22 protein-coding genes and 4 tRNA genes are annotated in these 24,183 nt (G+C 71.5%); 12 read left to right on the top strand and 14 right to left on the bottom strand.

Annotated features, from left to right (window positions below):
• Window positions 1-41 precede the first annotated feature (41 nt).
• The 3 genes from ABGB18_RS14130 to ABGB18_RS14120 all read right to left on the bottom strand — a co-directional run bounded on the left by ABGB18_RS14130 (window position 42) and on the right by ABGB18_RS14120 (window position 3,098).
• Window positions 42-839 (bottom strand): SAM-dependent methyltransferase, encoded by a 798-nt coding sequence (locus ABGB18_RS14130; RefSeq protein WP_347695925.1) that lies wholly within the window; start codon window positions 837-839, stop codon window positions 42-44.
• Window positions 840-909: 70 nt separating this feature from the next.
• A complete protein-coding gene (gene glmS / locus ABGB18_RS14125) occupies window positions 910-2,730 on the bottom strand; it encodes a glutamine--fructose-6-phosphate transaminase (isomerizing) (RefSeq protein WP_347695924.1) in 1,821 nt (606 codons plus the stop codon).
• 59 nt (window positions 2,731-2,789) lie between these two features.
• Window positions 2,790-3,098, bottom strand: a complete 309-nt coding sequence (locus tag ABGB18_RS14120) for a hypothetical protein (protein WP_347695923.1) — start codon at window positions 3,096-3,098, stop codon at window positions 2,790-2,792.
• A 304-nt stretch (window positions 3,099-3,402) separates the two neighbouring features.
• On the opposite strand from ABGB18_RS14120, the gene ABGB18_RS14115 reads away from it, so the two are divergent.
• The 6 genes from ABGB18_RS14115 (at window position 3,403) to ABGB18_RS14090 (ending at window position 7,024) form a co-directional block, all read left to right on the top strand.
• Window positions 3,403-5,718: an N-acetylmuramoyl-L-alanine amidase gene (locus ABGB18_RS14115; RefSeq protein WP_347695922.1), complete on the top strand. Its 2,316-nt coding sequence runs from the start codon at window positions 3,403-3,405 to the stop codon at window positions 5,716-5,718.
• A 91-nt stretch (window positions 5,719-5,809) separates the two neighbouring features.
• A tRNA-Gly gene (locus ABGB18_RS14110) sits at window positions 5,810-5,881 on the top strand.
• 15 nt (window positions 5,882-5,896) lie between these two features.
• Window positions 5,897-5,967: transfer RNA gene (locus ABGB18_RS14105), tRNA-Cys, on the top strand.
• Between the two features lie 48 nt (window positions 5,968-6,015).
• A tRNA-Gly gene (locus ABGB18_RS14100) sits at window positions 6,016-6,087 on the top strand.
• Window positions 6,088-6,109: 22 nt separating this feature from the next.
• A tRNA-Val gene (locus ABGB18_RS14095) sits at window positions 6,110-6,184 on the top strand.
• Between the two features lie 285 nt (window positions 6,185-6,469).
• Window positions 6,470-7,024 carry a GNAT family N-acetyltransferase gene (locus tag ABGB18_RS14090; RefSeq protein WP_347695921.1) on the top strand — a complete coding sequence of 185 codons (555 nt, stop codon included), beginning with the start codon at window positions 6,470-6,472 and terminating at the stop codon, window positions 7,022-7,024.
• Between the two features lie 31 nt (window positions 7,025-7,055).
• Here the strand turns inward: ABGB18_RS14090 and ABGB18_RS14085 are convergent, their stop codons facing one another.
• Window positions 7,056-8,255 (bottom strand): macrolide family glycosyltransferase, encoded by a 1,200-nt coding sequence (locus ABGB18_RS14085; RefSeq protein ID WP_347695920.1) that lies wholly within the window; start codon window positions 8,253-8,255, stop codon window positions 7,056-7,058.
• A 40-nt stretch (window positions 8,256-8,295) separates the two neighbouring features.
• Here ABGB18_RS14085 and ABGB18_RS14080 point away from each other — a divergent pair, with 40 nt between their 5' ends.
• Window positions 8,296-8,901 carry a TetR/AcrR family transcriptional regulator gene (locus tag ABGB18_RS14080; protein WP_347695919.1) on the top strand — a complete coding sequence of 202 codons (606 nt, stop codon included), beginning with the start codon at window positions 8,296-8,298 and terminating at the stop codon, window positions 8,899-8,901.
• 87 nt (window positions 8,902-8,988) lie between these two features.
• Here ABGB18_RS14080 and ABGB18_RS14075 read toward each other — a convergent pair whose 3' ends face one another.
• Together ABGB18_RS14075 and ABGB18_RS14070 are read right to left on the bottom strand one after the other, a co-directional pair.
• Complete coding sequence (locus ABGB18_RS14075) at window positions 8,989-10,374, bottom strand: MFS transporter (protein ID WP_347695918.1); 1,386 nt, start codon at window positions 10,372-10,374, stop codon at window positions 8,989-8,991.
• A gap of 379 nt (window positions 10,375-10,753) precedes the next feature.
• Window positions 10,754-11,536 carry an MBL fold metallo-hydrolase gene (locus tag ABGB18_RS14070; protein ID WP_347695917.1) on the bottom strand — a complete coding sequence of 261 codons (783 nt, stop codon included), beginning with the start codon at window positions 11,534-11,536 and terminating at the stop codon, window positions 10,754-10,756.
• An 85-nt stretch (window positions 11,537-11,621) separates the two neighbouring features.
• Here ABGB18_RS14070 and ABGB18_RS14065 point away from each other — a divergent pair, with 85 nt between their 5' ends.
• Window positions 11,622-12,212, top strand: a complete 591-nt coding sequence (locus tag ABGB18_RS14065) for an ABATE domain-containing protein (RefSeq protein WP_347695916.1) — start codon at window positions 11,622-11,624, stop codon at window positions 12,210-12,212.
• 17 nt (window positions 12,213-12,229) lie between these two features.
• On the opposite strand, the gene ABGB18_RS14060 is transcribed toward ABGB18_RS14065, so the two are convergent.
• The 3 genes from ABGB18_RS14060 to ABGB18_RS14050 are packed head-to-tail and all read right to left on the bottom strand — an operon-like array spanning window position 12,230 to window position 15,442.
• Entirely contained in the window at window positions 12,230-13,027 is a 798-nt protein-coding gene (locus ABGB18_RS14060; RefSeq protein ID WP_347695915.1) for a DeoR/GlpR family DNA-binding transcription regulator, read from the bottom strand.
• Window positions 13,028-13,043: 16 nt separating this feature from the next.
• Entirely contained in the window at window positions 13,044-14,042 is a 999-nt protein-coding gene (gene pdxA / locus ABGB18_RS14055) for a 4-hydroxythreonine-4-phosphate dehydrogenase PdxA (RefSeq protein ID WP_347695914.1), read from the bottom strand.
• On the bottom strand, window positions 14,039-15,442 hold the full coding sequence (locus tag ABGB18_RS14050; RefSeq protein WP_347695913.1) for a four-carbon acid sugar kinase family protein: 1,404 nt from the start codon (window positions 15,440-15,442) through the stop codon (window positions 14,039-14,041). The genes pdxA and ABGB18_RS14050 overlap by 4 nt, the downstream gene beginning before the upstream one ends.
• A 152-nt stretch (window positions 15,443-15,594) precedes the next feature.
• On the opposite strand from ABGB18_RS14050, the gene ABGB18_RS14045 reads away from it, so the two are divergent.
• From ABGB18_RS14045 to ABGB18_RS14035, 3 genes are all read left to right on the top strand, one after another.
• Complete coding sequence (locus tag ABGB18_RS14045) at window positions 15,595-15,735, top strand: hypothetical protein (protein WP_347695912.1); 141 nt, start codon at window positions 15,595-15,597, stop codon at window positions 15,733-15,735.
• Window positions 15,732-16,271 (top strand): hypothetical protein, encoded by a 540-nt coding sequence (locus tag ABGB18_RS14040; protein WP_347695911.1) that lies wholly within the window; start codon window positions 15,732-15,734, stop codon window positions 16,269-16,271. The genes ABGB18_RS14045 and ABGB18_RS14040 overlap by 4 nt, the downstream gene beginning before the upstream one ends.
• Before the next feature lie 317 nt (window positions 16,272-16,588).
• Window positions 16,589-17,380, top strand: coding sequence for a hypothetical protein (locus ABGB18_RS14035; RefSeq protein ID WP_347695910.1), 792 nt, complete (start codon window positions 16,589-16,591; stop codon window positions 17,378-17,380).
• Window positions 17,381-17,447: 67 nt separating this feature from the next.
• Here ABGB18_RS14035 and ABGB18_RS14030 read toward each other — a convergent pair whose 3' ends face one another.
• The 4 genes from ABGB18_RS14030 to ABGB18_RS14015 are packed head-to-tail and all read right to left on the bottom strand — an operon-like array spanning window position 17,448 to window position 21,527.
• The gene (locus ABGB18_RS14030) at window positions 17,448-17,759 is read right to left on the bottom strand and encodes a DUF6401 family natural product biosynthesis protein (protein WP_347695909.1); all 312 of its coding nucleotides are present in this window, start codon (window positions 17,757-17,759) and stop codon (window positions 17,448-17,450) included.
• A 26-nt stretch (window positions 17,760-17,785) separates the two neighbouring features.
• Window positions 17,786-18,973, bottom strand: a complete 1,188-nt coding sequence (pcaC, locus tag ABGB18_RS14025) for a 4-carboxymuconolactone decarboxylase (protein WP_347695908.1) — start codon at window positions 18,971-18,973, stop codon at window positions 17,786-17,788.
• Entirely contained in the window at window positions 18,970-20,376 is a 1,407-nt protein-coding gene (locus ABGB18_RS14020) for a lyase family protein (protein WP_347695907.1), read from the bottom strand. The genes pcaC and ABGB18_RS14020 overlap by 4 nt, the downstream gene beginning before the upstream one ends.
• Window positions 20,373-21,527: a 4-hydroxybenzoate 3-monooxygenase gene (locus tag ABGB18_RS14015; protein WP_347695906.1), complete on the bottom strand. Its 1,155-nt coding sequence runs from the start codon at window positions 21,525-21,527 to the stop codon at window positions 20,373-20,375. The genes ABGB18_RS14020 and ABGB18_RS14015 overlap by 4 nt, the downstream gene beginning before the upstream one ends.
• A 79-nt stretch (window positions 21,528-21,606) precedes the next feature.
• Here ABGB18_RS14015 and ABGB18_RS14010 point away from each other — a divergent pair, with 79 nt between their 5' ends.
• Window positions 21,607-22,380 carry an IclR family transcriptional regulator gene (locus tag ABGB18_RS14010; RefSeq protein ID WP_347695905.1) on the top strand — a complete coding sequence of 258 codons (774 nt, stop codon included), beginning with the start codon at window positions 21,607-21,609 and terminating at the stop codon, window positions 22,378-22,380.
• On the opposite strand, the gene ABGB18_RS14005 is transcribed toward ABGB18_RS14010, so the two are convergent.
• Window positions 22,349-24,130 carry a thiamine pyrophosphate-dependent enzyme gene (locus ABGB18_RS14005; protein ID WP_347695904.1) on the bottom strand — a complete coding sequence of 594 codons (1,782 nt, stop codon included), beginning with the start codon at window positions 24,128-24,130 and terminating at the stop codon, window positions 22,349-22,351. The two genes, ABGB18_RS14010 and ABGB18_RS14005, sit on opposite strands and share 32 nt — an antisense overlap.
• Window positions 24,131-24,183 lie beyond the last annotated feature (53 nt).

Below are 24,183 nucleotides of genomic sequence, written 5' to 3'. Positions count from 1 at the left end.
CGGCTACACCTGGGGGTTATGTGTTTACGAAATTTCGGACCTTATTCCACTTCGGTAGAGGCGTCAGGCTTTCGCGCGACCCCCGCCATCAGGGACGAGGGCAACGACCAGTCGCCCACCAGCTTGGGCCGCTCGGGACGCCAGTCCACGGCCTGCACCAGCCCCGGCGGCTCCAGCGGGAAGTCGCCGAAGAACTCGCGGATCTCCGCCGGCGTGCGGTCGGCGCCGCCGCCGGACGAGCCACGCCGCCGCACCGGCCTGCCCTCCTCCAGCCGTCCCATCGTGGTGGCGTGGGTGATCACCAGGTGACTGCCCGGCGCCACTCTCTCGCGCAGCGCCGCCACCGCGCGCTGCGGCCGCGCCGAGTCGGGCAGGAAGTGCAGGATCGACACCATCAGCACCCCGACCGGCCGGGCCAGGTCGAGGAAGGCACCCGCCCTGGCCAGCACCTCGTCCGGATCGAGCAGATCGGCCTGGACGAACGCCGCCCGGCCCCGCTCCCCGGGCCCGGCGGGCCGCAGCAGCACCCTCGCGTGCGCGCCCACCACCGGGTCGTGGTCGACGTAGACGACCCGGGCATCGGGCACGATCTCGTGCGCGCTGCCCTGGGTCGGCAACCCGCTGCCCAGGTCGAGGAACTGCCGCACGCCGGCGGCGGCCACATAGCGGACGGCACGCTGGAGGAAGGCCCGGTTCGCGCGGGCCAGCGGGACCGCCTCCGGGATCAGCTCGGCGAGCTGATCGATGGCCTGGCGGTCGACCGCGAAGTTGTCCCTCCCGCCGAGCATGTAATCGTACATGCGTGCGAGATTGGGCCTCTCATGGTCGAAGCGCCGCACAGTATCGAATTTATGTCGTCTCAAGCCAGATAACACTACCTTGAGGCGATTGTGGCTGAATTGGCGTTACTTATTCGACCGTTACGCTCTTCGCAAGGTTGCGTGGCTTGTCCACGTCGCGGCCGAGCGCCACGGCGGCATGGTAGGCGAGCAGCTGCAACGGGACCGTGAGCAGGATCGGGTCGAGCTCGAGCTCGTTCTTCGGGATCACGATCACGTCGTCGGCCAGCTTGGCGTCGGGCTCGCGATGACCCACCATGAGCACCTGGCCGCCCCGGGCACGGATCTCGCCGAGCGTGGTGAGGTTCTTGTCGAGCAGCTCGTCGTCGGGCACGATCGCGACGGTCGGCATGTCGGGGCCGATCAGCGCGAGCGGACCGTGCTTGAGCTCGCTGGCCGGGTAGGCCTCGGCGTGCACGTACGAGATCTCCTTGAGCTTCTGCGCGCCCTCGCGGGCCACCGGGTAGCCGCGCACCCGGCCGACGAACATCATGCTCGGGTGCTTGGCGTACTTCTGCGCCAGCTCGGCGATCTTGTCGCCCTGGGTGAGGATCTCCTCGATCTGCCCGGGCAGCCTGCGCAGGCCCTCCACGACGCGCCGCCCGTCGGCGGGCGACAGGTCGCGCACCCGGCCCAGGTGCAGCGCGAGCAGCGCGAACGCCAGCGACGTCGAGGTGAACGCCTTGGTCGAGGCCACGGAGACCTCCGGTCCCGCGTGCAGGTAGATGCCGCCGTCCACCTCGCGGGCGATGGCGCTGCCCACCGCGTTGACGATGCCGATGACCCGGCCGCCCTTGCGCTTGAGCTCCTGCACGGCGGCGAGCGTGTCGTAGGTCTCTCCCGACTGGCTGATCGCGACATAGAGCGTGTCGGGGTCCACGACCGGATTGCGGTAGCGGAACTCGCTGGCCGGCTCGGCGTCGGACGGGATGCGGGCCAGCTCCTCGATGAGCTGCGCGCCGATCTGCCCCGAGTAGTACGCCGACCCGCACCCGATGATCTTCACCCGCCGGAAGGAGCGGGTCTCGCGGGCGTCCATGTTGAGCCCGCCCAGGTGCGCCACGTGGAAACGTTCGTCCAGCCGCCCGCTCATCGTCCGGGTGATCGTCTCGGGCTGCTCGGAGATCTCCTTGAGCAGGTAGTGCTCATAGCCGCCGGTGTCGTAGTGGCCGGCGTCCCAGTCGACCGTCAGCGGCTCCTTGGCCGTCTCGCGGGCGTCGCTGGCGAACGTGTGGAAACCGTCGGCCTTGAGCACGGCCAGCTCGCCGTCCTCCAGGTGCACGACCTGGCGCGTGTAGCGGACCAGGGCGGCCACGTCGGACGCGGCGAACATCTCCTTCTCGCCGATGCCGAGCACGATCGGGCTGCCGTTGCGCGCCACGACCACCTCGCCGGGCCGCTCGGCGTCGATCACGGCGATGCCGTACGTGCCGACGACGCTCTTGAGCGCCTTCCTGACGGCCTCCTCCAGGGTGTCGTTCTCGTCGGCGGCGCGGGCGATCAGGTGCGCGAGCACCTCGGTGTCGGTCTCAGAGGCGAACACCACGCCGTCGGCCTCCAGCTTGGCCCGCAGGTCGGAGGCGTTTTCGATGATGCCGTTGTGCACGACGGCGATGCGCTCGTCGGACGACAGGTGCGGGTGCGCGTTGATGTCACTGGGGACGCCGTGCGTGGCCCACCTGGTGTGCCCGATGCCGAGCCCGCCCTTGAACCGCACCGGGACGACCTTGGCCAGATCGGCCACCCTGCCCTTGACCTTACGTACCTTCAGCCCTCTGTTGGACACGACGACCCCGGCCGAGTCATAGCCCCGGTATTCCAGCCGTTGCAGGCCCTCCAGGAGGATGGGCGCGGCGTCCTTGGGGCCGACGTAGGCCACGATTCCGCACATCGAGGTCTCTCCCTAATCCGACTGTCCGGCCTCCGGTTGTCCGGCGGCCGGGCGTCCGTTTATCCGTAGACGATCCTGCGTAGCTGCCGCAGGGACAGCTCCGGCGCGGCCACCCGGCGGCCGCGTAAATCGGCGGCGATCCTGGGGAAGATCTCGTCGTTGGTGAAACCACTCGCCTTCAGCTCGCCGTGACGACGGCGGACGAACTCCTCGACGGACTCGGAGAAGTACGCCAGCACGTCGGCGACCACGCGGGCGGCCTCACCCGGGCCCAGGGGACTGCTCCTGGTCAGGTGGGCGATGAGATCTTCGTAGGGATGCCGCGCCGGAGACACAGACGAGGACACTACGTCTCTGGAACGAGACATGCCAACATCCTGCCCGATATCGGGCAGGAATTAACTCCGAGGCGCGTCGATCGGGTGCGATCCTTGCCATGGAAGCCGTGGCGCGGGCAAGTTCGACAGGTTCCATCCCTCGAAGAACCTTGAGGCGGCTTGCGGGGGCGAGGCCGCCCGCCTGTGCCCGCCCAAACGCGTCCAACGGCCGATGCGGACTTCGCCGGGGATACACGGCTAATCACATGCGTATCATCCGACCCGTCTGACACATCCCTTTCCTGGGAATGGTCACGCTTAGTAGTCGCACCGTGACGTTCCATGGGAGATGTTCATGCAGCTCTGGCTCGCCGTCGTCCTGACCGCCGGAACCCTCACCGCACCCGCCGGCTTCACCCAGGCGGCCGCGCCTGGCCGCCAGGCCGAGCGGCCCTCCACGGGGCGGCAGGGCGACTTCGCCGCCGCCGCAAGGGAGTACGGGGTGCCGGAAAGCGTGCTGCTCGGCGTCGCGTACCTGGAGTCGCGCTGGGACGCGAACGCGGGACAACCGAGCACCGCCGGCGGCTACGGGCCCATGCACCTGGTGGACGCCTTCCAGCCGGGCACGCTGTCGGCGGGCCTGGTGGCGGGCGAGGCGTCCGGGGAGATGATCGGCGACGCCCTGGGCGACGGCAGGGGCGACCCGGCCCACCCGATGCGGCAGCAGTACACGGACCACACCCCCACCTCGGCGCTGCGCGTGGCCCAACCGCCGCCGCAGAAACCGACGCTGCCCGAGGCGGGACGGCTGATCGGCGTCGACGCGGCCCGGCTGCGGCACGATCCCACGGCGAACATCCGGGCCGGTGCCGCCCTGCTCGCCTCCTACCAGGAGCGCCCCAGCGCCAACCCCGCCGACTGGTACGGGGCCGTCGCGCGGTACTCGGGGGCGGAGGACGTACAGGGCTCCCATGAATTCGCCGACGAGGTGTTCTCGGTGATGAGGCAGGGGATGGAGCGCACGACCGATGACGGCCACCTGGTCCGCCTGCGCCCGGTGGCCGGCCTGCCGGTCCCGGGCGCGGCCCGGCAGGCCACCGCCGTTCCCGGCTCGCGGCCCGTCCCCGACGAGCAGTTCGACACCGACCGACCGCCGGCCAACGGCCCGGAGATCTACACCGACGACCAGACCGACATCGAGGAGCCGCCGCGATCGCGCTGGAAGCCGAGGGCGAAGAAGCGCCGGTTTCCCGGCTACGGGCGGCCGGGAGAGTTCGGCGCCACCGGGGGGCCGGGCACGACCGGCCAGTCGGGGCCGTCCGGTGAGCCGGGATCCTCGGACGGGTTCACGCCCGACGAGTCCTACGACACCGACGATCCGGGCACGTCCGGCTATCCCGGAACCTACGGCCAACCCGAAGCCCCCGACGAGTTCAGCGCGCTCGGCGCGGCCGAATCGCCCGACCGCTCACCGTCCGGCGACCGGACGGAGTGCCCGGAATCCCTCACCTGCGAATGGATGCCCGCCGCCCACAAGCGTTTCGGCAAGAAGGAGCACCGGGGGTACGGCAACCACGACCGCATGAGCCGGACCCGGGCCGTCGACTACATCGTCATCCACGACACCGAGGGCACCTACCAGGGCATTCCTTCCATGATCCGCAACCCGAGGTACGTGAGCTGGCACTACACGATCCGCTCACGTGACGGACATGTCGCCCAGCACGTCTCGACCAGGCACATCGCCTGGCACGCCGGCAACTGGGACGTCAACACCCGCTCGATCGGCATCGAGCACGAGGGATACCTGGCCAAGGGCGGCACCTGGTACACGGAGGCGATGTACCGCGCGTCGGCCAAGCTCGTGAAATATCTGGCCGCCAAATACGACATTCCCCTCAACCGAGCCCATATCCTCGGTCACGACAACGTGCCCGGCACGACTCCGGAAATGGTCGCCGGAATGCACGAGGATCCCGGCCCGTACTGGGACTGGGCCCACTACTTCGCCCTCATGGGCAAACCTTTCAAGCCCGCCAAGAACGGCGATTCCATCATCATCCGGCCGTCGTACAACGATCACCATCCGCACTTCACCGGATGCGTGAGCACCAAGCCCACCCAGGCGTGCCCGCGCCACGGCGCCGCCACCGTCTGGCTGCACAAGGAGCCCAGGGAGGACTCCCCCCTGATCCTGGACGTGGGCAAGCACGGGGGCAAGCCGAGCACGTACAGCGTGTACGACCACTCCGCCCGCGCCTCCACCGGCCAGCGCTACGCGGTCGCGGGCACGGAGGGCGACTGGACGGCCATCTGGTATCTGGGCCAGAAGGCCTGGTTCCACAACCCGCCCGCCAACCCCACCGCCATCCCGGCCAGGGGTCCGGTGGTCACGCCTCTGACGTCCAAGGTCAGGGTGTACGGGCGCGCCTACCCCGAGAGGTCGGCGTACAGGCTCGCGTCGTACCAGGCCCTGACGCCCCTCCGGTACAGGATCGCGCCTGGTCAGGAGTACACGGTGGGCGACACGATCACCGGTTCCTACTACTCGGCCCACGCCCCCGATCCGTCCAGGCACGTCACCACCACCGGCGCGCTGCGCTATCACCAGATTCAGCTCGGACACCGGGTGATGTTCGTCATGGCCAAGGATGTCCGCCTGATCCGCTGAATTTGGCCCCACCCGCCTCCCGTTGCGCACGGGCACTCCGGGAAGACGATATGGTTTTCCCGTGGCCCGGCGCACGTTGTGTGGGGTTCACGCGGAAGTGGCTCAGTGGTAGAGCATCACCTTGCCAAGGTGAGGGTCGCGGGTTCGAATCCCGTCTTCCGCTCGGAGCAAGACTCCTGGTGGAGTGGCCGAGAGGCGAGGCAGCGGCCTGCAAAGCCGTCTACACGGGTTCAAATCCCGTCTCCACCTCGGTGATCAGCGGGCCCTTTGGGATCCACTAAAGTAAGTCAACGCCATGCGGAAGTGGCTCAGTGGTAGAGCATCACCTTGCCAAGGTGAGGGTCGCGGGTTCGAATCCCGTCTTCCGCTCTGAGTTACGACAACTCAATAGGGACGATTAGCTCAGCGGGAGAGCGCTTCCCTGACACGGAAGAGGTCACTGGTTCAATCCCAGTATCGTCCACCATAGTTTCTCACCAGAGCTTGGCCGCCGAAGGCCGGGGCTGATGAGGCCGTGTGGTTATCTGTGGCGCCGTACCCGGGGTTCCGGGTGCGGCGTTGTTGTGTTGTGAGGTCTGTGCTCCGGTGAGTGGGTCTCGGCGTGGTCGGGTGATGCTGTTCCGTTCGGTTCGGATGGCGTCGACCAAGAGTGGCAAGCGTACGGCCACCACTCCAACGCGCCAGGCTCCGGGAGTTCGCCGCCGGGCGGCAGGTCTTGCGGTCGTGCGGGCGCGGTGCGAGGCTTCGACTCGTGTCGATCTTGATCAGGGCCGCCGGGCGTGAGGACGTGCCCGCGCTCGTCCGCCTGCGTCTCGCGAACGCCGAGACGCATGTCCGGCTCGCTCCGGCCATCTACCGCTTGCCCGACCCCGAGGCCGTGCGCAGGCACTTCGAGGACGCCCTTTCGGCGGAGACGAAGGCACTGATCTCGGTCGCCGAGGTGGGCGGCGAAGTGGTGGGCATGGTGGAGGTGGTCCTGCTGGCGGATCCCCCGGACCATCAGATCCTGATTCCCCGCCGTGCCGCCGAGGTCCACACCGTCGTCCTGGACGGGCATCGCGGCGAGGGCATCGGGGCTGCCCTGCTGAGGGCGGCGGAGCGAACGGCCGCGGAGCACGGCGTCTCGATCATCTATGCCGGCATCTTCACGCCGAACGAGCAGGCCGTCGGCTTCTACTCTTCGGCCGGCTTCGGACCACGGGGGACCTTGCTCAGCAAGGAGCTCGGCGTACGCGTTCAGCCACCCGCCCGCTTCGGGGAGAGCTTCGGGGAGAAGGACAAGGAGATGCGTCAGGGGCGCTCTTGAGCTCGGCACCGTCCGCCGCTCGCGGGAGCGCTCAGTCGCTCGGCTTCTTGGCGGTCGAGGAGGCCATGAGCACCTTCTCCACTTCGTCCGCCGCCGCTGGGGCCCCGCCCGCCGCGGCCAGTTCGTCCCGCATCCAGCTCAGCCGCTCGCGTATGCGCGGGTCGGCGGCCACCTGCTCCACCGCCTCCCACAGCCCGGAGTCGCTGAGCCCGCCGGCCGGCAACGTCTGGCCCAAGCCCAACTCGGCGATGCGGTCGGCGTTGGCGCGCTGCTCGGCCATCTGTGGCACCGCCACCATCGGCACCCCGAAGTGCAGGCTCTCCATCGTGCTGCCCATCCCGGCGTGGGTGACGAATGCGCGCGCGTGACGTAACACGGCCAGTTGCGGCGCGCTGCCATGCACCTCCACGTTGGGCGGGATCGGGCCGAGGTCGCCCGGATGCACACCGCCGATGGCCAGCACGACGTGCCATGGCCGGCCCTCGGCCGCGCGCAGCACCGTACGGTAGAAGTCGGGCCGGTCGTTGTACCCGGTGCCCAGCGAGACCAGCACCACCGGAAGGTCGTCGCCGGGCGGCTTCCATTCGCCCTGGTAGACCCGCTCGGTCAGGCCCGGCCCCACGAACGCGTAGCCGTCGCCGAACGTCTCCCCCGCGTGCTGGAACGACCGCGGCAGCAGCACCAGCCTGACCGCGGCCCGGTCGCCCCGCATGAACGCCTGCACGTCGCCGAGCCCCTCCTGACGCAGCAGCCGGCCGAGCCGCCAGGCCATGCGCAGGAAGCCGAAACTCAGGGGATTGAAGGTCGTGTACTGGCGATGCATCGACCAGTGCTCGTTGCTGACCAGGTTCGGCCAGGTCTCGACGGAGGGGACCTGCCAGCGGGCGGCCAGGATCCGGCCCCACCAGCACATCGGGCCGTCGTGGACGACCAGGTCGGGGCGTTCGCCATCGGCGAGCTGGGCCAGCGCCGACCTGGTCTCGTCGAGCAGCAGGCCCATGGCCCTGATCAGCTCCTTTCCGTGCATCTGCGGCACCGCGCTCCGGTCGAGCGCGTCCCAGGACGAGGTCCACGGGACGATCTCGGCGCCGGTTTCCGCCACGCGCTCCGCGTTCGCCTCGGTGGTGGCGTACGTGACGCGGTGGCCGCGCCGGACGAGCTCGGCGGCCAGGCCCAGCGTGGGGTTGACGTGGCCTGCTCCGATGGGAGCGAAGAACGCTATGGTTGCCATACCGCTGTATTATAATACGACGGTATGAAAAAGGAGGCGGATGCCGAAACAGGTCGATCACGATGAGCGTCGTCGGCACATCGCGGAGGCGGTGCTGCGGATCGCCGGCCGTGACGGGCTCGACGGAGCCAGGTTGCGTGACGTCGCCGTCGAGGCGGGCATGTCGCTCGGCTCCGTGCAGCACTACTTCGCGAGCAAGGACGAGATGCTCCGCTACGTGGTGCACTACCTGGGCGAGCACGTCACCGAGCGGATCGTGGCGGGGATGTGCGCGCCCGCGGTGGCCTCGGTGCCGCCGGTGCGGTCGTTCCTGCTGTCGATGGCCTCCGAGATGCTGCCGCTGGACGCCCGCCGCCGGGCCGAGCGTCGCGCGGGGCAGGCGTTCACCGCGCTGGCCGTGGGCGTGCCCGAGCTGATGGAGGACCTGGGTGAGGGCGACCGGTGGCTGCGCGAGCGGGTCGCCGAGCTGATCGTCCGCGGGCAGCGGGACGGCGAGTTGCGCGCCGGGCTGGATCCCCGGCTTGAGTCCGCCGTGTTGCTCTCCATGATCGACGGGCTCGGCTCCGAGCTGCTCCTGGGCGTACGCGATCCCGAGGAGGCCCTCGCCGCCGTCCGCTACCACCTGAACCGGCTGGCCCCCGACTGAGTTCTCGCCACCGTGTCCGTGATCTCCGCCCATGGGCGCCCCAGGCGAGTTCGGCGATGAGCCGGTCGCGCGACGTGATGGAGATCCTCAGCGGGCGCGTGCCGCGAGGACGACCGCCGGCACGATGGCCAGCGCCAGGATGCCGCCGCCGACGGCCAGGAACGGGTAGCCGACGGCAGCGACGACCAGGCCCGAGACCAGGGCGCCCAGGGCACCCGCGATGGCGATGGAGACGTCGACCAGGCCCTGGATCCTGGCACGGCCGGCCAGCGGTACGGCGTCGGTGACGATCGCGGTGCCACTGACGAGCCCGAGACTCCAGCCCACACCCAGCAACGCGAGCGCCACCACGAACCCGGCGACGGAGCCGGCGGGAGCGCCGGCCGCGACGATCCCGGCGGCCGGCAGGACCAGCGCGGAGGCGGCGGCGACCGCGAGCCGGCCGTACCGGTCGACGAGCCAGCCGGACAGCGGCGAGGGCAGGTACATCGCGCCGATGTGGATCGCGATGACCAGCCCGGAGGCGGCGGCACCGTGACCGTGGGCCTGCATGTGGACCGGTGTCATCGTCATGATCGCAACCATGACCAGTTGGCCGAGCGCCATGATCAACGCCCCCGCCAACACACCGGACCGGCGTCCGCCCCCTGCCCCCGGCCCGCCCTCGCCACTCCCCGAAGCCGCGCCCCCCGTCCGCGACCTACCCTCGGCACCTTCCGAAGCGGCGGCCCCCGACCCACCACCGGAACCAGCCAGGGACGCGATCCCCGGCCCCGACCCACCACCGGCACCACCCGGAGGTGCCAAGGCCGTGGTGGCGTGCTCGGCCTCCAGCGTGCGGGCCAGTTGCAGCGGGTCGGGACGCAGCCAGATGGCCAGCACCAGAGCGGCGAACCCGTAGGCGGCACCCGAGACGAGGAAGAGCCCCGCCAGGCGGGGGACGCCGAGGGCGTGGGCGAGGTCACCGGCGGGGGCGGCCAGGTTGGGGCCGACCAGGCCGCCCAGGGTGGTGGCGACCAGCACGGTGGACACGGCACGGGCGCGACGCTCGGGGGCCGCCAGGTCCGCCCCGGCGTAGCGGGCCAGCAGGTTCGTGGCCGCACCGGCGCCGTACACGAACATCGCGACGAAGAGCAGCACGGGGCTGCGGGCGACGGCGGCGGCGATGACGCCCGCACTGCCGAGAGCACCGGCCAGGTAGCCGGTGGCAAGACCTGGGCGGCGGCCGCGCGCCTGAGAGATACGCCCGACCACGACCGCCGCCGACGCGGAACCGGCGGTGCCCAGGGCACCGAGCAGACCGGCAAGGCCGGTGGAGCCGAGCATGTCCTGCGCGAGCAGGGCACCGACGGTCACACCTGCTGCCAACCCGGCGCCACTGAGGATCTGGGCGGCGGTCAGAACGATCAGGACGCGACGCTGCGCCCGAGGCCGCGGGACATCGTCGATCCGAGCAGGGACAGTAGTCGTCACAGGAAGCTCTTTCGCTAAGGGAAGGCCCGGCTGGACACCACCACCGGCAAGTCCGACAGCTCCGGCGCCCCCGCAGGCTGGGGCCGATCCAGGCACCCGGACCGATCCAGCGGTCCCGGCAAGCCAAGCCAGGCGACAGGACCAGTCCGGCGGTCCCGGCAGGCCAACCAGGCCAGGACACAACGTGCCACCGAACCCGAGACGCACGACGCCGCCCGAAGCCCCAACGTGCCAGGCGGCCACCCGAGCCCGGGACGCGAGGCGTCGCCCGAGTCTGGGACGTGAGGTGCCGCCGGGTGCGGCTCGCGAAGCGCCATTCCTCAATGAGGGCAAGGTGCGGTCCGCGTGGCGGGTTCTGGCTCCGGGGGGCGGGTGATGGTCAGGGGTGGGTGCCCAGGTCCAGGTGGGTGAGCAGGCCGGCGGCGGTGAAGGCGGTGGTGAGGTCGGCGCGGCCCTCGGTGAAGTGGGTCCAGCCGTCGTAGTGGACGGGGACCACCTGGCGGGCGCCGAGGATCTCGGCGGCTTCGGCGGCCTGGGCGCTGTCGAGGACGATCGGCGCGCCGTCGAAGAGGACGGGGATGCGGGGAGCCCCGGCGAACAGGATGGCGGTGTCCACCGGGCCGAACCGTTCGGCGATCTCCCTGACCAGGTCGAGGGAGGCGTTGTCGCCGCTGACGTAGACCGTGGGCAGGCCCTCCCCGGTCAGGACGAATCCGACGACCTGGCCGGTGATCGGCTCGACCTCCTCGCGCGGGCCCGGCCCGTGGAGGGCGGGTACGCCCGTGACGGTGATCGTGCCGCCACCCGGCCGGTCCAGCTCGACCGGCTCCCAGTCGGCCAGCCCCCGCGCCCCCGCCCCCAGTCGTCGCCCGCCTCCGGGCGTGGTCAGGGTCAGCGGGACGTCGGCGAGCAGTGCCCTGCCGGATTCATCCAGGTTGTCGGGGTGCTCGTCATGGGAGAGCAGGACCACGTCGATGGGGCCGAGGTCGGCGGGTGCGGCGGAGGAGGGCGCCGCCTTGGTCAGCAGACCCCCCGGTACGTGGTAGTCGCGGGGCGCGTCGAAGGTCGGGTCGGTCAGGAAGCGCAGCCCACCGTATTCGAACACGGCGGTCGGGCCGCCGAGGACGCGGACGGGAATGCGCTGAGCGATCGTGTCAGACATGTGAACCTCACGGATAGGAAGCGGTTCATCCGTGAATGGAAGGTAGCGCTTCTCACGGATGATGGCAACCCGTACCATGAGGGGCATGAGTGAGCCCCCGACCGCTCCTCCGCCCGCGCCCGGGGCGGAGGAGTACCTCGCCCTCGACTTCGTCAACAGCGCCATCGCGCTGCCCGCGGGGCACTTCATCGATCTCCTCGGCACCCCCGAGGCCACGAATCGCTGGCTCACCGAGCACGGCCTCGCGCCGTCCGACGCCGGGGTCCAGGAGATGTGCGCGGCACAGCTCCGCTCCCTGCGCGAACACCTCAGGTCGTTGTTCGCCGCCCGGGTCGCCGGGGCGCCCGCCCTGCCGGCGGCGCTGTCCGCCGTCAACGACGCGCTGAGCCGGGCCCCCTCGGCCGCCCTGCTGTACTGGGACGAGAGGAACGGTCCCTACCGCGCGGCGCCGTGCCCCACCAACGAGATCCTCGACCGCGCCCTCGCGGCCCTCGCGGCCAACGCGGCCGAACTCCTCACGAGCCCCGACGCCGACCGCCTCACCGGTTGCGGCTCAGCTCCCTGCAACCGCTACCTGCTGCGCCATGGCCGCCGCCACTGGTGCTCCACCCGCTGCGGCGACCGCGCCCGCGCCGCCCGCGCCTACACCCGGCGCGCCCAGGCCCAACCGGGCTGAGGGGCGAAGGGGTCCCGTCAGCTCGTACCGGCGTCCTGCTCGTTCGCGGGGCCGGTCACGACGGTGTGCACGCCCTTGGCCGTGAACGGCGCGAGGGAGTCCGGGGTGGCCGACGCGTCCGTGACCAGGGTCCAGGTTTCCGGCATGCGGGCCCAGGCGTGGAAGGGGCGACGGCCCAGCTTCGCGGCGTGCGCGAGCACGTAGACGTGACGGGAGCGGCTCATCATCAGCTCCTTGAGGTGGGTCTGCTGGAGGCTCGCCTCGCAGATGCCCTCCTCCGCCGTCACGCCGTCGGCCCCCAGGAAGACCCGGTCGAAGGTCATCCGGGCCAGGGCCGCCTCGGCGAGCGGGCCGATGAAACCCTGGCTCACATGGCGCAGCGTGCCGCCCAGGCACTCCACGTGCACTCCCGGCGCGCCCACCAGCTCCTGCAGGGCGTTCAGGCCGGTGGTGGCGACCGTCAGGTCCGCGGCCTGTCTCAGCTCGTGGGCCAGGGTCCCGGTGGTCGAGCCGGCGTCCAGCAGGATGGTCTCGCCGGGGCGGATCCGGCCGGCGGCCCAGGCGGCTATGGCGCGTTTCGCCTCGAACGCCTCGCCTATGCGCTGCCGCAGCGACGCCTCCGGGTGGGTGACCACCGCCATCGCGCCGCCGTACGTACGGGCCAGCAGCCCCGCGGCCTTCAGGTGGGCCAGGTCGCGGCGGATGGTGGAGGCCGTCACGCCCAGCTGGGCCGACAGCTCCTCGACGCTGGCCAGACCGGTCGTCGTGGCCAGGCGGACGATCTCCTCGCGGCGAGCCCGCGCTGCGTGGCGCATCGATGGCCCCCTCCCGTCATGTGCGCTGCGCCGAGGACAGCTCAGCCGCCTGGCGCAGGGCCTCGATCATGCTACCGGCGTCCGCCACACCCTTCCCCGCGATGTCGAACGCCGTGCCATGGTCCACCGACGTACGGATCACGGGCAGGCCCACGGTGATGTTGACCCCGGCCTCCAAGCCGAGGATCTTGACCGGGCCGTGGCCCTGGTCGTGGTACATGGCCACGATCAGGTCGTAGTCACCCCTGCCCGCGAGGAAGAAGGCGGTGTCGGCGGGGAGCGGGCCGTGCACGTCCATGCCCTCCGCGCGGAGGCGTTCCAGCGCGGGGACGATCTTCTCCTCCTCCTCGCCGTACCCGAACAGGCCGTTCTCGCCCGCGTGCGGGTTGATGCCGCAGACGCCGATCTTGGGACGGGCGATCCCGGAGCCGCGTACGGCCGCCTCGCCGCGGCGGACGGTGCGCTCGACCAGGCCGGGCTCGATGCGGGCGACCGCGTCGATCAGGCCGACGTGGGTGGTGACGTGGATGACCCTGACCTTGGCGGTGGAGAGCATCATCGACACCTCGGCCGTCCCGGTGAGGTGGGCGAGCAGCTCCGTGTGGCCGGGGTAGAGGTGGCCGGCGGCGTGCAGGGCCTCCTTGTTCAGGGGGGCCGTGCAGATCGCCGGTACGGCTCCGGACATCGCGAGGTCTGCGGCGATCCGTACGTACTCGTACGCGGCGTTCCCCGCCACCGGCGACACCTGGCCCCAGGGCAGGTCGCCGGGGAGCAGGCCGGGGTCGATGACGTTGATCCGGCCCGGCTCGAACACCGCCTCGCCCACCTCACCGACGGTGACCACCTCCGGTTGGACGCCGAGGACCCGGGCGGCCGCGCGCAGCCGTCCGGCGTCACCGATGACGACCGGGCGGCAGAACGTGGCGGTCTCGGGGGCGAGCAGCGCGCCGACGATGACCTCCGGGCCCACGCCGGAGCCGTCCCCCATGGTGAGGGCGATGAGAGGAGTGCTCATTTCGTTCCTTCGATGCGGCGTTTCCGAGGGTCTGCGGGGGCTTGCTCCGCGGGGAACCGGTGGGGTTTGAGGTGGGCGGCGATGCGGAGCAGGCTGTCGGGCTCGCCGAAGCTGCCCGGTCTGGTGACCACCGAACGGCCCTGGGGGGTGCGGCTGTGGACGGCGCCGTGGTGGATCTGGGCCACGGGGATCAACTCGCGCACGTCCAGTGCCTCCAGGACCCTCCTGGCGGTCTCGCCGCCGGTGAGCACCAGGTCGGAGGTGGGGCCCGGGGCCGGCCCGTGCAACGCCTCCCGGACGATCCCGGCGAGCCGCGCGGCGACGAGGGCGGGCGGTGCCGCGCCCTTGATGGTCAGCACGGCGGCGGGGCCGGTGGCGAGGGCTTGCCGTACACGTCGCGCGGCCGTGGGTGGCGGTGGGGTCGTCGCGAGGTCCGTGGCGTCGAGGGTGACGGGGATGGTGCCGTGGTCGAGAAGGAGCTCGACCTGCTCGATCGCGGCCGGCGCCGCTGTGCCGACGACGATGAGGAGGGAGGGGTCGGGGCACGGAGGCACGGGCGTGATGGCTGCCGGGCCGGTGGTGGGCGGGCCGGTGGTGGGCGGCGTTGTCCCCGGGTCGGTGGCGGGTGCGGCCGCCGGTGAGGAGGCGGCCCCGTCCAACGCGCGGCCGAGGGCGGCGGCGAGGCCGCCCGCGCCGATGAAGCAGGCGCTTCCACCGCCCGCGCCGCGCAGGGTGGCGGCCACGATGGCGTCCAGGTCCGCGTCCGTTTCGGTGTCGCACACCGCCACCCGGTTCCCCGCGGCGCCCAGCGCGTCCGACAGTGCCTGGTGACCGGCTCGGATGACGGCCAGGGGGACGGGGAACCACGGGGTTCCGTCCAGGAGGTCCGTCACGGAGGCGGGAGCGAGGGCGGGGCCGGGCTCGGCATGCCAGGCGCGCGTTTCGCGCAACCGCACTCCCCGGACATAGGGCACGCCGCCGACCACCGTGCGCCCGGCGGATGGCAGGGCGGGCGCGAGCACGACGACAGCGGCGGACGCGACCGCGGTGGTGGCGGCGGCGCGAGAATCAGCAGCGGCAGTAGCGGCGGCAGCACCGGGAACGGCAGCGGCAGCGGTGACAGCGGCGGCGGACACGGTGGCTGGGACGTTGCCGCGGAGCAGGGAGTCGATCTTGACGAAGACGTGGCGGCCTGCCGCGTGGCCGAGCGCCTCTCGTACCAGGTCGAAGGTCTGCGGGTGGTGGCGGCAGTCGAGGTCGGTCACGTGTACGGGCTCCGGCCCCGGCGAGGAGGCGGAGAGCGTGATTCGCGCGGGTCGCTCCGGAGACATGAGGACGGCGGCCACCTCCGCCGCGCCCGACAGGTCGTCGGCCAGGGCGAACACCCTGATGCCGCCCATCTCACACCCCCGCGCGACGCCGTACTGCGTGAATCACGCTCCAAGCATTGCACGAAATGCGCAATACATGCCAGAGTTGCCGGCAGACGTTCCCCGTACCCCCTCCGAGTCGTGGTAAGAGCGGGCTCGCGGCAGTGAGAGAAGCCGTTCGCATGAACCCCGAGCCGATTCTCGGCACGATGACGTTCGGCGACACCGTGGACGCCGCGACGGCGGGGCGATGCCCGCCTACAACCGTTGAACACCCGTCAGGCACCTCCGTCATCGCCGCGAAGGAGATCGATCCCGCATGACCGCCGCCGAGTTCGCCAGGAAGATCCGCAACCGGGAGAAGTGCGTCGGCTACTGGGTGGTGCTCGACGCGCCCGTCGCCACCGAGCGCCTGGCCCGGCTGGGGTACGACTACGTCGCGCTGGACGGCCAGCACGGGCTGATCGGTAACGCGGGGCTGCTGTCCAACCTGATGGCCGTCGACGCGGGCGGCCGATCGGTGGGCCTGGTACGCGTCGAGTCCGGCGACCCGGCGGTGATCGGCCGGGCGCTGGACTTCGGCGCGGGCGGCGTGTACGTCGGCCCGTCCGACCTGTGCCTGGCCGTGGGCGGGCGGTTCCCGAACGACCCCGAGGTCGCCGGCGTGTTCGAGGCGGCGCTGGAGAGGATCCGGGTGACCGCCGAGAAGGCGGGGATCGCCGCCGGGATCCACAACGCCTCGGGCGAGCAGGCCGCCCGCCGCCTGGCCGAGGGGTACACGTTCGCCACCGTCTCCTCCGACCTCCTCCACCTGGAACAGGCCGCGGCCGCCCACCTCAGGGCCGCCCGGGGCCAGTGAGAGGCCCGATTCCCGCGGCCCGGGGTCAGTCGGCGCGGGCCGCCTCGGCGCTCCGGCAGGCCAGGCAGTAGCGGTAGAGGTCCACCCGGCTCAGCGTGCGCGGCGGCAGGGCATTGCCTGGACTTTCACCGGTCACGTCCGTCCGCCGTCCCCGGCCTCTCCGTGGACGGCGGCGAGGGTGGCCGTGCCGGAGCCGTTCTCGCGGACGAGAGCGAACTGGGAGAAATGTAGCTTTGTGCGAAGTTTCGGTGGCTCTACGTGCATAGACCGGTTTAGCCCGGGTAGCGCCGTTGCATCGGCTTCTCGGGGAGGAACACGTGGACATCAACATAGGCCAGGGCATTACGGACGCCTGGCGGCAGATAGCGACGTTCGTTCCGAGGCTGATCGCCTTCCTGGTGATTCTCATCATCGGATACATCGTGGCCAAGGCACTGGAGAAGATCGTCGACAAGATCCTCGCCCGGGTCGGCTTCGACCGGGCCGTGGAGCGCAGCGGCGTGCGGCGGGTGCTGGAACGCAGCAAGTACGACGCCAGCAGCCTGCTCGCCCGGATCGTCTTCTACGCGATCGCGCTGGTCACCCTGCAGATAGCCTTCAGCGTCTTCGGGCCCAACCCGATTTCCAACATGCTGAACAGCGTGGTCGGATGGTTGCCCAAGGCCATCGTCGCCATCGTGATCATCGTGGTCGCCGGCGCCGTGGCCAGGGCCGTCAGGGACGTCATCGAGGGCATGCTGGGCGGGCTGTCCTACGGCCGCTGGCTGGCCGCCGCCGCGTCGGTGTTCATCTGGGCGCTGGGTATCATCGCCGCGCTCAACCAGATCGGCGTGGCCACGGCGGTCACCACTCCGGTGCTGATCACGGTGCTCGCCACCCTCGGGGCGATCGCGGCGATCGGCTTCGGCGGCGGGCTCATCCGGCCGATGCAGCAGCGCTGGGAGCGCTGGCTGGGCCGGATCGAGACGGAGGCGCCGCAGGCCAGGGCGCACGCGGAGGCGTACCAGCGGGGGCGCGCGGACGCCCGGACGATGTCCGAGACGACGCAGCCCATCCAGACGACTCCCGAGGGCGGTGGCGCCCACCGCTCGGACCTGCCACCCGGCTGACCGGCGCCGGGTCAGGCGGGGCGGGTCAGACGGGGCGGGTCAGACGGGGCAGGTCAGGCAGGGCGGGTCAGGCAGGGCGGCCGTCTTCGAGGTAGCCCAGCTCGCGGGCGACCCAGCAGACCGCCGTCAGCCGCAGCGCGGGGGCGTCGAGCCGCCCGTCGAAGACCCAGCCGCGATCGCGCAGCTCGTCGAGGAAGCCCAGCAGGTAGTCGCGCAGCGTCTCCTTGTCGAGCGGAACCGTGTCACGCAGCTCCGCGGCGTGCTGGTCGATCGCGGCCACCAGTCCCGGCTCGTCGCCCATCCTGGCCAGCTGGGCTTCGCCCAGCTCGTCCATCAACCAGCGCAGGGGCGTGACCGCCCATCCCTCCTCGAAGACCATCTGCCAACCCTATGACATCAACCAGCTCACGGGCCCTCGCCGTCGATCTCCGCGAGCGTACGCCGGGCCACCGCGAAGGCCGCGTTGGCCGCCGGAACACCGCAGTACACGGCGGTCTGGAGCAGTATCTCTTTGATCTCGTCCCGGGTGAGCCCGTTGCGTAAAGCCGCGCGTACGTGCATCGCCAGCTCCTCCAGGTGCCCGCGGGCCACGAGCGCGGTCAGCGTGACGCAGCTACGGGTGCGCCGGTCCAGGCCCGGCCGGTTCCAGATCTCGTCCCAGGCGTAGCGGGTGATGAGCTCCTGGAAGTCGCGGGTGAAGTCGGTGGTGGCCGCGACCGCCCGGTCCACGTGGGCGTCGCCCAGCACCTCCCGCCTGGTACGCATCCCGGCCGCGAGCCCGCCTGAGCCGGGTGAGGCATCCGCCGCGCCGGAGCCGGGTGCGGTGTCCGGCGCGGGCCCGCCGGGGGACGCCGTACGGTGGTCGCCCGTCAGATGGCCGGCGATCGCGGTGGTGACGGCGTCGGGCCGTTCCACATTGGCCAGGTGGGACGCCCGGGGCACCACCGTGAGGAACGCCCCCGGGATGCCGCCGGCCAGCGTGAGCGCGTGGTCCAGCGGCGTGGCCGGGTCCTCGGCACCGGCCACCACGAGGGTGGGCGCGGTGATCTCCGCCAGCCGGCGCGTCAGGTCGAAGGCGGCGATGGCCTCGCAGCAGGCGGCGTACGACCTGGCGTCGACCTCCGTCGCCATGTCCACCACCCACTGGCCGTCGAAGCCGGGGGTGAACCAGCGGTCTCGCAGGATCGGCACGAGCGCCGCCAGCCCCTTGCCGCGTACCAGCGCCGCCCGTCCCAGCCACGGTCCCGGCTCGCCGAACCTGGCCGACGTGCAGACCAGCACCAGCTTGCGGACCCGGTGGCGTTCGCGGATGGCGATCGTGCCGGCCACCGCGCCTCCGAGCGAGATGCCGCCGGCGACGAACCGCTCGTCCTCGACGAGATCCAGCACGGCCGCCGCCAGGTCGTCGACCGTGAATCCGGCCGCGGCGGGCGGGGAACCGCCGTGGCCCGGCAGGTCGTACCGCAGGACGCGCCAGGAGCTCGTGAGGGCGGGGAGCTGGGGCCGCCAGATCTCCATCGTGGTGCCCAGCGAGGGCCCCAGCACCAGCAGCGGCGCATCGGCGGGGCCATCGATCCGGTGGTGCAGTTTCACGGTTGCTCCCGATAGGTGGCGAGAATGCGATCGACGAGCTCCGGCGCCGCCCCCAGATATCCCTCAAGATCGAGCAACTCGTCGAGAGCCGCCCGCGCCCCTTCCGCGGCGGCCACGGAGGACTCCGGCGACCCCTCCCGCGGCTTCCCCACGGCGGGCTCCGGTGGCCCGTCCTGCGACCTCCCCACGGCGGGCGGCAGGGTTTCGCGGAGCGGGCCGTCGGCGGACAGTGCGCCGGTCAGGGTGTCGCGGCCGAAGTGGGCGCCCAGGCGCTCGGCGACCAGGCGGCCGCCGGTCAGCTCGGCGTTGGCGCGCATCCGCGCCGGGAACACCCGCAGCCCCGCCACCACCTCGGCGGCGGTCTCGGCCGCGCCTCCGGTCAGGCGCAGTGTCTCGCGCAGCGGCAGCCACTCCGCCTGCCACGCCCCGGCCGCCCGCTCGTGCTCGCCCACCTGCCCGAGCAACTGCGCGTACACGGGCACCTGCAGCGCGGCCGAGCGCACGAGGACGGACAGGGCGGGATTGCGTTTCTGCGGCATGGCCGACGAGTCGCCGGTGGACGACTCGGCCACCTCGCCTACCTCGGTCTGGGCCATCAGGATGATGTCGGTGGCCGTCTTGCCGAGCGCGCGGGCCGTACCGGCGAGCGCGGCGCCCAGCTCAGTGACGGCGGAGCGCTCCGCGTGCCACGGGACCGCCGGCGCCGCCAGCCCGATCTCCTCGGCGAACAGCTCCACCAGCTCCAGCGCGACGCGCGGCCCCGCGCCCAAGGCCGGTTCGGTGGCGGCCGGTTCGGTGGCGGCCAGTTCGGAGAAGGCCGCGAGGGTGCCGGCGGCGCCACCGAGCTGGGCGGGGAGCCGCAGGTCGCGCAGCCGGGCGCGGGCCCGCATGAGGCCGGCCAGCCACCCCGCCGCCTTCAGCCCGAACGTGGTCGGCACCGCCTGCTGCCCCAGCGTCCGCGCCGCCATCACGGTGTCCCGGTGCTGCTCGGCCAGCTCGGACAGATCACGCATGATCACGCCCAGCTCGCCCACGACGCAGCGGACCGCCCGGGTCGCCACCAGCATCGCGGCGCTGTCCATGATGTCCTGGCTGGTGGTCCCCCGGTGCACGTACTGGGACGCCCCCGGCACGGCCCGCCGCAGGTCCGCCACCAGCGGGACGACCAGGCTGGCCGACTGCCTGGAGCGCCGCGCCAGGTCGGCGGGGTCGATGGCGAGCGCGGCGGCCGCCCGGTCGATGGCCGCCGCGGCCCCGGCGGGGATCAGCCCCAGCCGGCCCTGCGCGCGGGCGAGCGCCGCCTCCGCCTCCAGCATGGCCCGCACCCACGCCTCGTCCGAGGTGATCCGCTCGGCGCTGGTGCCCGCCCAGACCGGGGCGAGCAGCCCTCCGTCGCCGCTCACGGCAGGCCCACGTAGTTCTCGGCGAGCGTGGTGGCCGCCGCCTCCGAGGAGGTCACGTATTCCAGGTAGGACATCTGCAGCCGGCGCCCGTACGGGTCGTCGTCCTCGAACGTGTGCAGGAGCGTCGTCATCCACCACGAGAAGTGCTGCGCCCGCCACACCCGCCGCAGGCACGCCTCGGAGTAGCCGTCGAGCAGTTCGGCCGAGCCGTGCCCGAAGTAGGCGGCCAGCGCCTCGGTGAGCACCCGGACGTCGGCCACGGCCAGGTTGAGCCCCTTGGCGCCGGTGGGCGGCACGATGTGGGCGGCGTCGCCGGCCAGGTAGAGCCGGCCGTACTGCATGGGCTCCGCGACGAAGGCGCGCATCGGCGTGACGCCCTTCTCCGTGATCTCGCCGGTGCCGAGCGTGAAGCCGGGCACGCTCTCCAGCCTGGCCCTCAGCTCGGCCCAGATCCGCTCGTCCGGCCAGTCCTCGACGCGGGCATCGGCCGGGACCTGGAGGTAGAAGCGGCTGACGGTGGGCGAGCGCATGCTGTGCAGCGCGAAACCACGCTCGGTCCTGGTGTAGATCAGCTCTTCCGACGAGGGTGCCACCTTGGCCAGGATGCCCAGCCAGGCGAAGGGATATTCCCGCTCGAAAACGCTCAGTACGCCCTCCGGGATCGACGGCCTGGACACGCCGTGGAAGCCGTCGCAGCCGGCGATCACCTCGCAGTCGAGCCGCTCACCGCCGAACGTCACGTACGGTTCGGACTCCAGCCCGTGCACCGCCACGTCCTCGATCTCGAACCGCACGTCGCCGCCCGCCGCGAGCCGGGCCGCGATGAGGTCCTTGACCACTTCCTGCTGGCCGTACACGGTGATGGATCTGCCGGGAACCAGCTTCTCGAAGGGGATCCGATGGCCCGCGCCGCCGTATCTGAGCTCGATGCCGTGGTGCGGCAGTCCCTCGCGGCGCAGCCGCTCCCCCACGCCCGCCTCGACCAGCGTGTCCACCGTGCCCTGCTCCAGCACCCCGGCCCGCACCCGCCGCTCGACGTAGTCGCGGCCGCGCTTCTCCAGCACCACGGAGGAGATGCCGCGCAGGTGGAGCAAGTGGGAAAGGAGCAGCCCAGCGGGGCCCGCGCCGATGATCCCGACTTGAGTTCGCATGAGGGAAGCATCCTGCCTGAAGCGGGAATAAGCCGATAGCCCCCTTCCACTGAGCGGAAGAACTGTGCAGGATGGCCGCATGGCAGGGGGATCACGCGAACACGGGCGCTCGGTGACGTCCAAGGTGCTGTCGATCCTGGGGGCGTTCGACACAGCTCATCCGCAATTGTCCTTGACCGATCTGGCCAGGCGCAGCGGGCTGCCGCTGAGCACGGCGCACCGGCTGGTCAGCGAGCTGGAGCGGTGGCAGGCGCTGAGCCGCGCGCCGGACGGGCGGCTCCGGGTCGGGCTGCGGCTGTGGGAGCTGGGCCAGCTCGCCCCGGGCCGGCTGCGGGAGCTGGCGCATCCATGGCTGCAGGAGCTGTTCGTCACCACGGGCGAGAACGTCCACCTGGCGGTCCGCGACGGCCTGGAGGTCCTGTACGTGGACAAGGTGCACGGCAGGCACGCCGTCCCCATCGTCTCCAGGACCGGCGGCCGGCTGCCGATGCACCCGACCGGCGTGGGCAAGGCGCTGCTGGCCCACGAGCCGGACTGGTTCGTCAAGTCGTACCTGGCGCGCAAGCTCGAACGCCCGACCGCGCACACCATCACAGAGCCGGGGCGGCTGGCCAGGGAGCTGGCGGGGGTACGGTCACAGGGCTACGCGCTGACGTACGAGGAGATGACGCTCGGCTCGTGCTCGGCGGCGGCCCCGATCCTGGTGGACGGGCGGGCCGTGGCGGCGCTGGGCGTCGTGCTGTCCTCCCGGCGCGCCCGGGAGCTGACCCGGCTGGTGGAGCCGCTGCTGAGCGCGACCGCCGGGATCTCCAAGGCGTGCGCTAGTCCCCCAGCCGCTGGATACGGTCCTTGAACAACGTCGTGGCGATGGCGGCCCTGTGCGGCTGCCCCTTGAGGAACGCCTGGGCGAAGTGCTTGGCCTGGTCGTAGGAGACCTTGCCGGGCATGGGCGGCTCGTGGGGGTTCACGTCCACGTCGACCAGCGCGGGCCCGTCGTGCTCCAGCGCCTGCCGGATCGCCGGGGCCACGTCGCCGGACTTGGTGACCTTGGCCCCGAAACCACCGCACGACCGCGCCCAGACCGAGAAGTCGGCCTCGGGCTGGTCGAAGCGCACGCCGTGCTCCGGGTAGCCGAGCACCATCTGCTCCCAGAGGATCTGGCCGAGTGAGTTGTTGTTGTTGACGATCACCTTGATCGGCAGCCGGTGCTGCGCCGCGGTCAGGAACTCGGCCATCAGCATGGCGAAGCCGCCGTCGCCGACGTACGCGATGACCTGCCGATCAGGGAAGGCGTGCTGCATCGCGATGGCGTACGGGAGGCCCGGCGCCATCGTGGCCAGCGTGCCCGACAGGTAGAACTCGCGCTCGCCGCGGATGGTCCAGTGCCGGGCCGCCCAGGTGGCGATGGTGCCGCTGTCGCAGGTCAGGATGGCGTCGTCGGCCGCGAGGTCGTCGATGACGGACATGGCGTACTGCGGCGCGATGGGATCCCGGTCCGGGTTCTCCAGGGAATCCATGTCCGAGCGCCATTTGGCCATCATCTTCTGATATTTCGCCAGATGAGCTTGATCGTCCCGGCGGAACAGCAGCGGCAGCAGCGCCCGCAGCCCCTCTTTGGCGTCGCACACCACCGGCACGTCGGTCGCGATCCGCGCCCCGGCCCTGGTCGGCTCCGCCTCGAACTGCACCACCCGCACCCTGTTGTCACCCGAGCCCGGCTCCGGGAGGAACGCGGAGTAGGGGAAGTTCGTCCCCACCATGAAGAGCACGTCGGCGTCGTCCATCAACTCCTCGCTCGGCCGGGTGCCGAGCAGCCCGATCCCCCCGGTCGTGTACGGCGAGTCGTCCGGCACGACCGCCTTGCCGGGCAGCGTCTTGACCACGGGCGCGCCGAGGACCTCGGCCACGGCCAGCACCTCCTGCCGGGCGCCCAGCGCCCCGGCCCCGACCAACATGGCGGGGCGCTCGGCGTGGTTGAGCACCTCGGCCGCCCATTCGACGTCCTCCTGCCGGGGGATCCCGGGCTGCGGCAGGTAGACGGGCATGGTGTGCGGCACCCTGGCCGGGGCCACGTGCCGGTACGGGTCCGACCCGGCCTCGGCCACCTGGATGTCGTTGGGCAGCGTGAGGTGGGCGACGCCGCGCCGCGCGTACGCGGTCCTGATCGCCAGGTCCACCAGCGAGGGGAGCTGGGACGGGTTGCTGATCAGCATGTTGTACTCGGCCACGTCGGCGAACAGCCGGTCCAGGTGGACCTCCTGCTGGTAGGCGGTGCCGAGCACGGAGGTCTCCTGCATGCCCGTGATCGCCAGCACGGGGGCGTGGTCCAGTTTGGCGTCGTAGAGCCCGTTGAGCAGGTGGATGCCGCCCGGCCCCGAGGTGGCCAGGCACACCCCGATCCGGCCGGTGGCCTTGGCGTAGGCCGTGGCCATGAACGCGGCGGCCTCCTCGTGGTGGACCAGAACGAAGCGCACGCGGTCACGATGCCGGCGCAGAGCCTCCATGATCCCGTTGATGCCGTCGCCCGGCAGGCCGAAGACGGTGTCCACGCCCCACTCCGCGAGCCGTTCTATCAGGGATTCCGATGCGATACGAGCAGCCATGGGGGGCGACTACCCCGCTCGGCCACGTGCAGACACGCGCGGGAGATCTCAGG

Origin of the sequence: Nonomuraea sp. B12E4, from assembly GCF_039871825.1 — a bacterium.
In the GTDB taxonomy this organism is placed as follows: domain Bacteria; phylum Actinomycetota; class Actinomycetes; order Streptosporangiales; family Streptosporangiaceae; genus Nonomuraea.
The sequence above is the reverse complement of the archived record's forward strand: the minus strand, read 5'-3'. Positions and strand labels throughout refer to the sequence as shown.

Bases quoted from the DNA above. Each gene is read 5' to 3' on its own strand.
- glmS (WP_347695924.1), bottom strand. From the start codon at position 2,730: ATGTGCGGAATCGTGGCCTACGTCGGCCCCAAGGACGCCGCGCCCATC.
- ABGB18_RS14120 (WP_347695923.1), bottom strand. From the start codon at position 3,098: ATGTCTCGTTCCAGAGACGTAGTGTCCTCGTCTGTGTCTCCGGCGCGG.
- ABGB18_RS14115 (WP_347695922.1), top strand. From the start codon at position 3,403: ATGCAGCTCTGGCTCGCCGTCGTCCTGACCGCCGGAACCCTCACCGCA.
- ABGB18_RS14085 (WP_347695920.1), bottom strand. From the start codon at position 8,255: ATGGCAACCATAGCGTTCTTCGCTCCCATCGGAGCAGGCCACGTCAAC.
- ABGB18_RS14080 (WP_347695919.1), top strand. From the start codon at position 8,296: ATGCCGAAACAGGTCGATCACGATGAGCGTCGTCGGCACATCGCGGAG.
- ABGB18_RS14070 (WP_347695917.1), bottom strand. From the start codon at position 11,536: ATGTCTGACACGATCGCTCAGCGCATTCCCGTCCGCGTCCTCGGCGGC.
- ABGB18_RS14065 (WP_347695916.1), top strand. From the start codon at position 11,622: ATGAGTGAGCCCCCGACCGCTCCTCCGCCCGCGCCCGGGGCGGAGGAG.
- ABGB18_RS14060 (WP_347695915.1), bottom strand. From the start codon at position 13,027: ATGCGCCACGCAGCGCGGGCTCGCCGCGAGGAGATCGTCCGCCTGGCC.
- pdxA (WP_347695914.1), bottom strand. From the start codon at position 14,042: ATGAGCACTCCTCTCATCGCCCTCACCATGGGGGACGGCTCCGGCGTG.
- ABGB18_RS14050 (WP_347695913.1), bottom strand. From the start codon at position 15,442: ATGGGCGGCATCAGGGTGTTCGCCCTGGCCGACGACCTGTCGGGCGCG.
- ABGB18_RS14045 (WP_347695912.1), top strand. From the start codon at position 15,595: ATGAACCCCGAGCCGATTCTCGGCACGATGACGTTCGGCGACACCGTG.
- ABGB18_RS14040 (WP_347695911.1), top strand. From the start codon at position 15,732: ATGACCGCCGCCGAGTTCGCCAGGAAGATCCGCAACCGGGAGAAGTGC.
- ABGB18_RS14030 (WP_347695909.1), bottom strand. From the start codon at position 17,759: ATGGTCTTCGAGGAGGGATGGGCGGTCACGCCCCTGCGCTGGTTGATG.
- ABGB18_RS14015 (WP_347695906.1), bottom strand. From the start codon at position 21,527: ATGCGAACTCAAGTCGGGATCATCGGCGCGGGCCCCGCTGGGCTGCTC.
- ABGB18_RS14010 (WP_347695905.1), top strand. From the start codon at position 21,607: ATGGCAGGGGGATCACGCGAACACGGGCGCTCGGTGACGTCCAAGGTG.
- ABGB18_RS14005 (WP_347695904.1), bottom strand. From the start codon at position 24,130: ATGGCTGCTCGTATCGCATCGGAATCCCTGATAGAACGGCTCGCGGAG.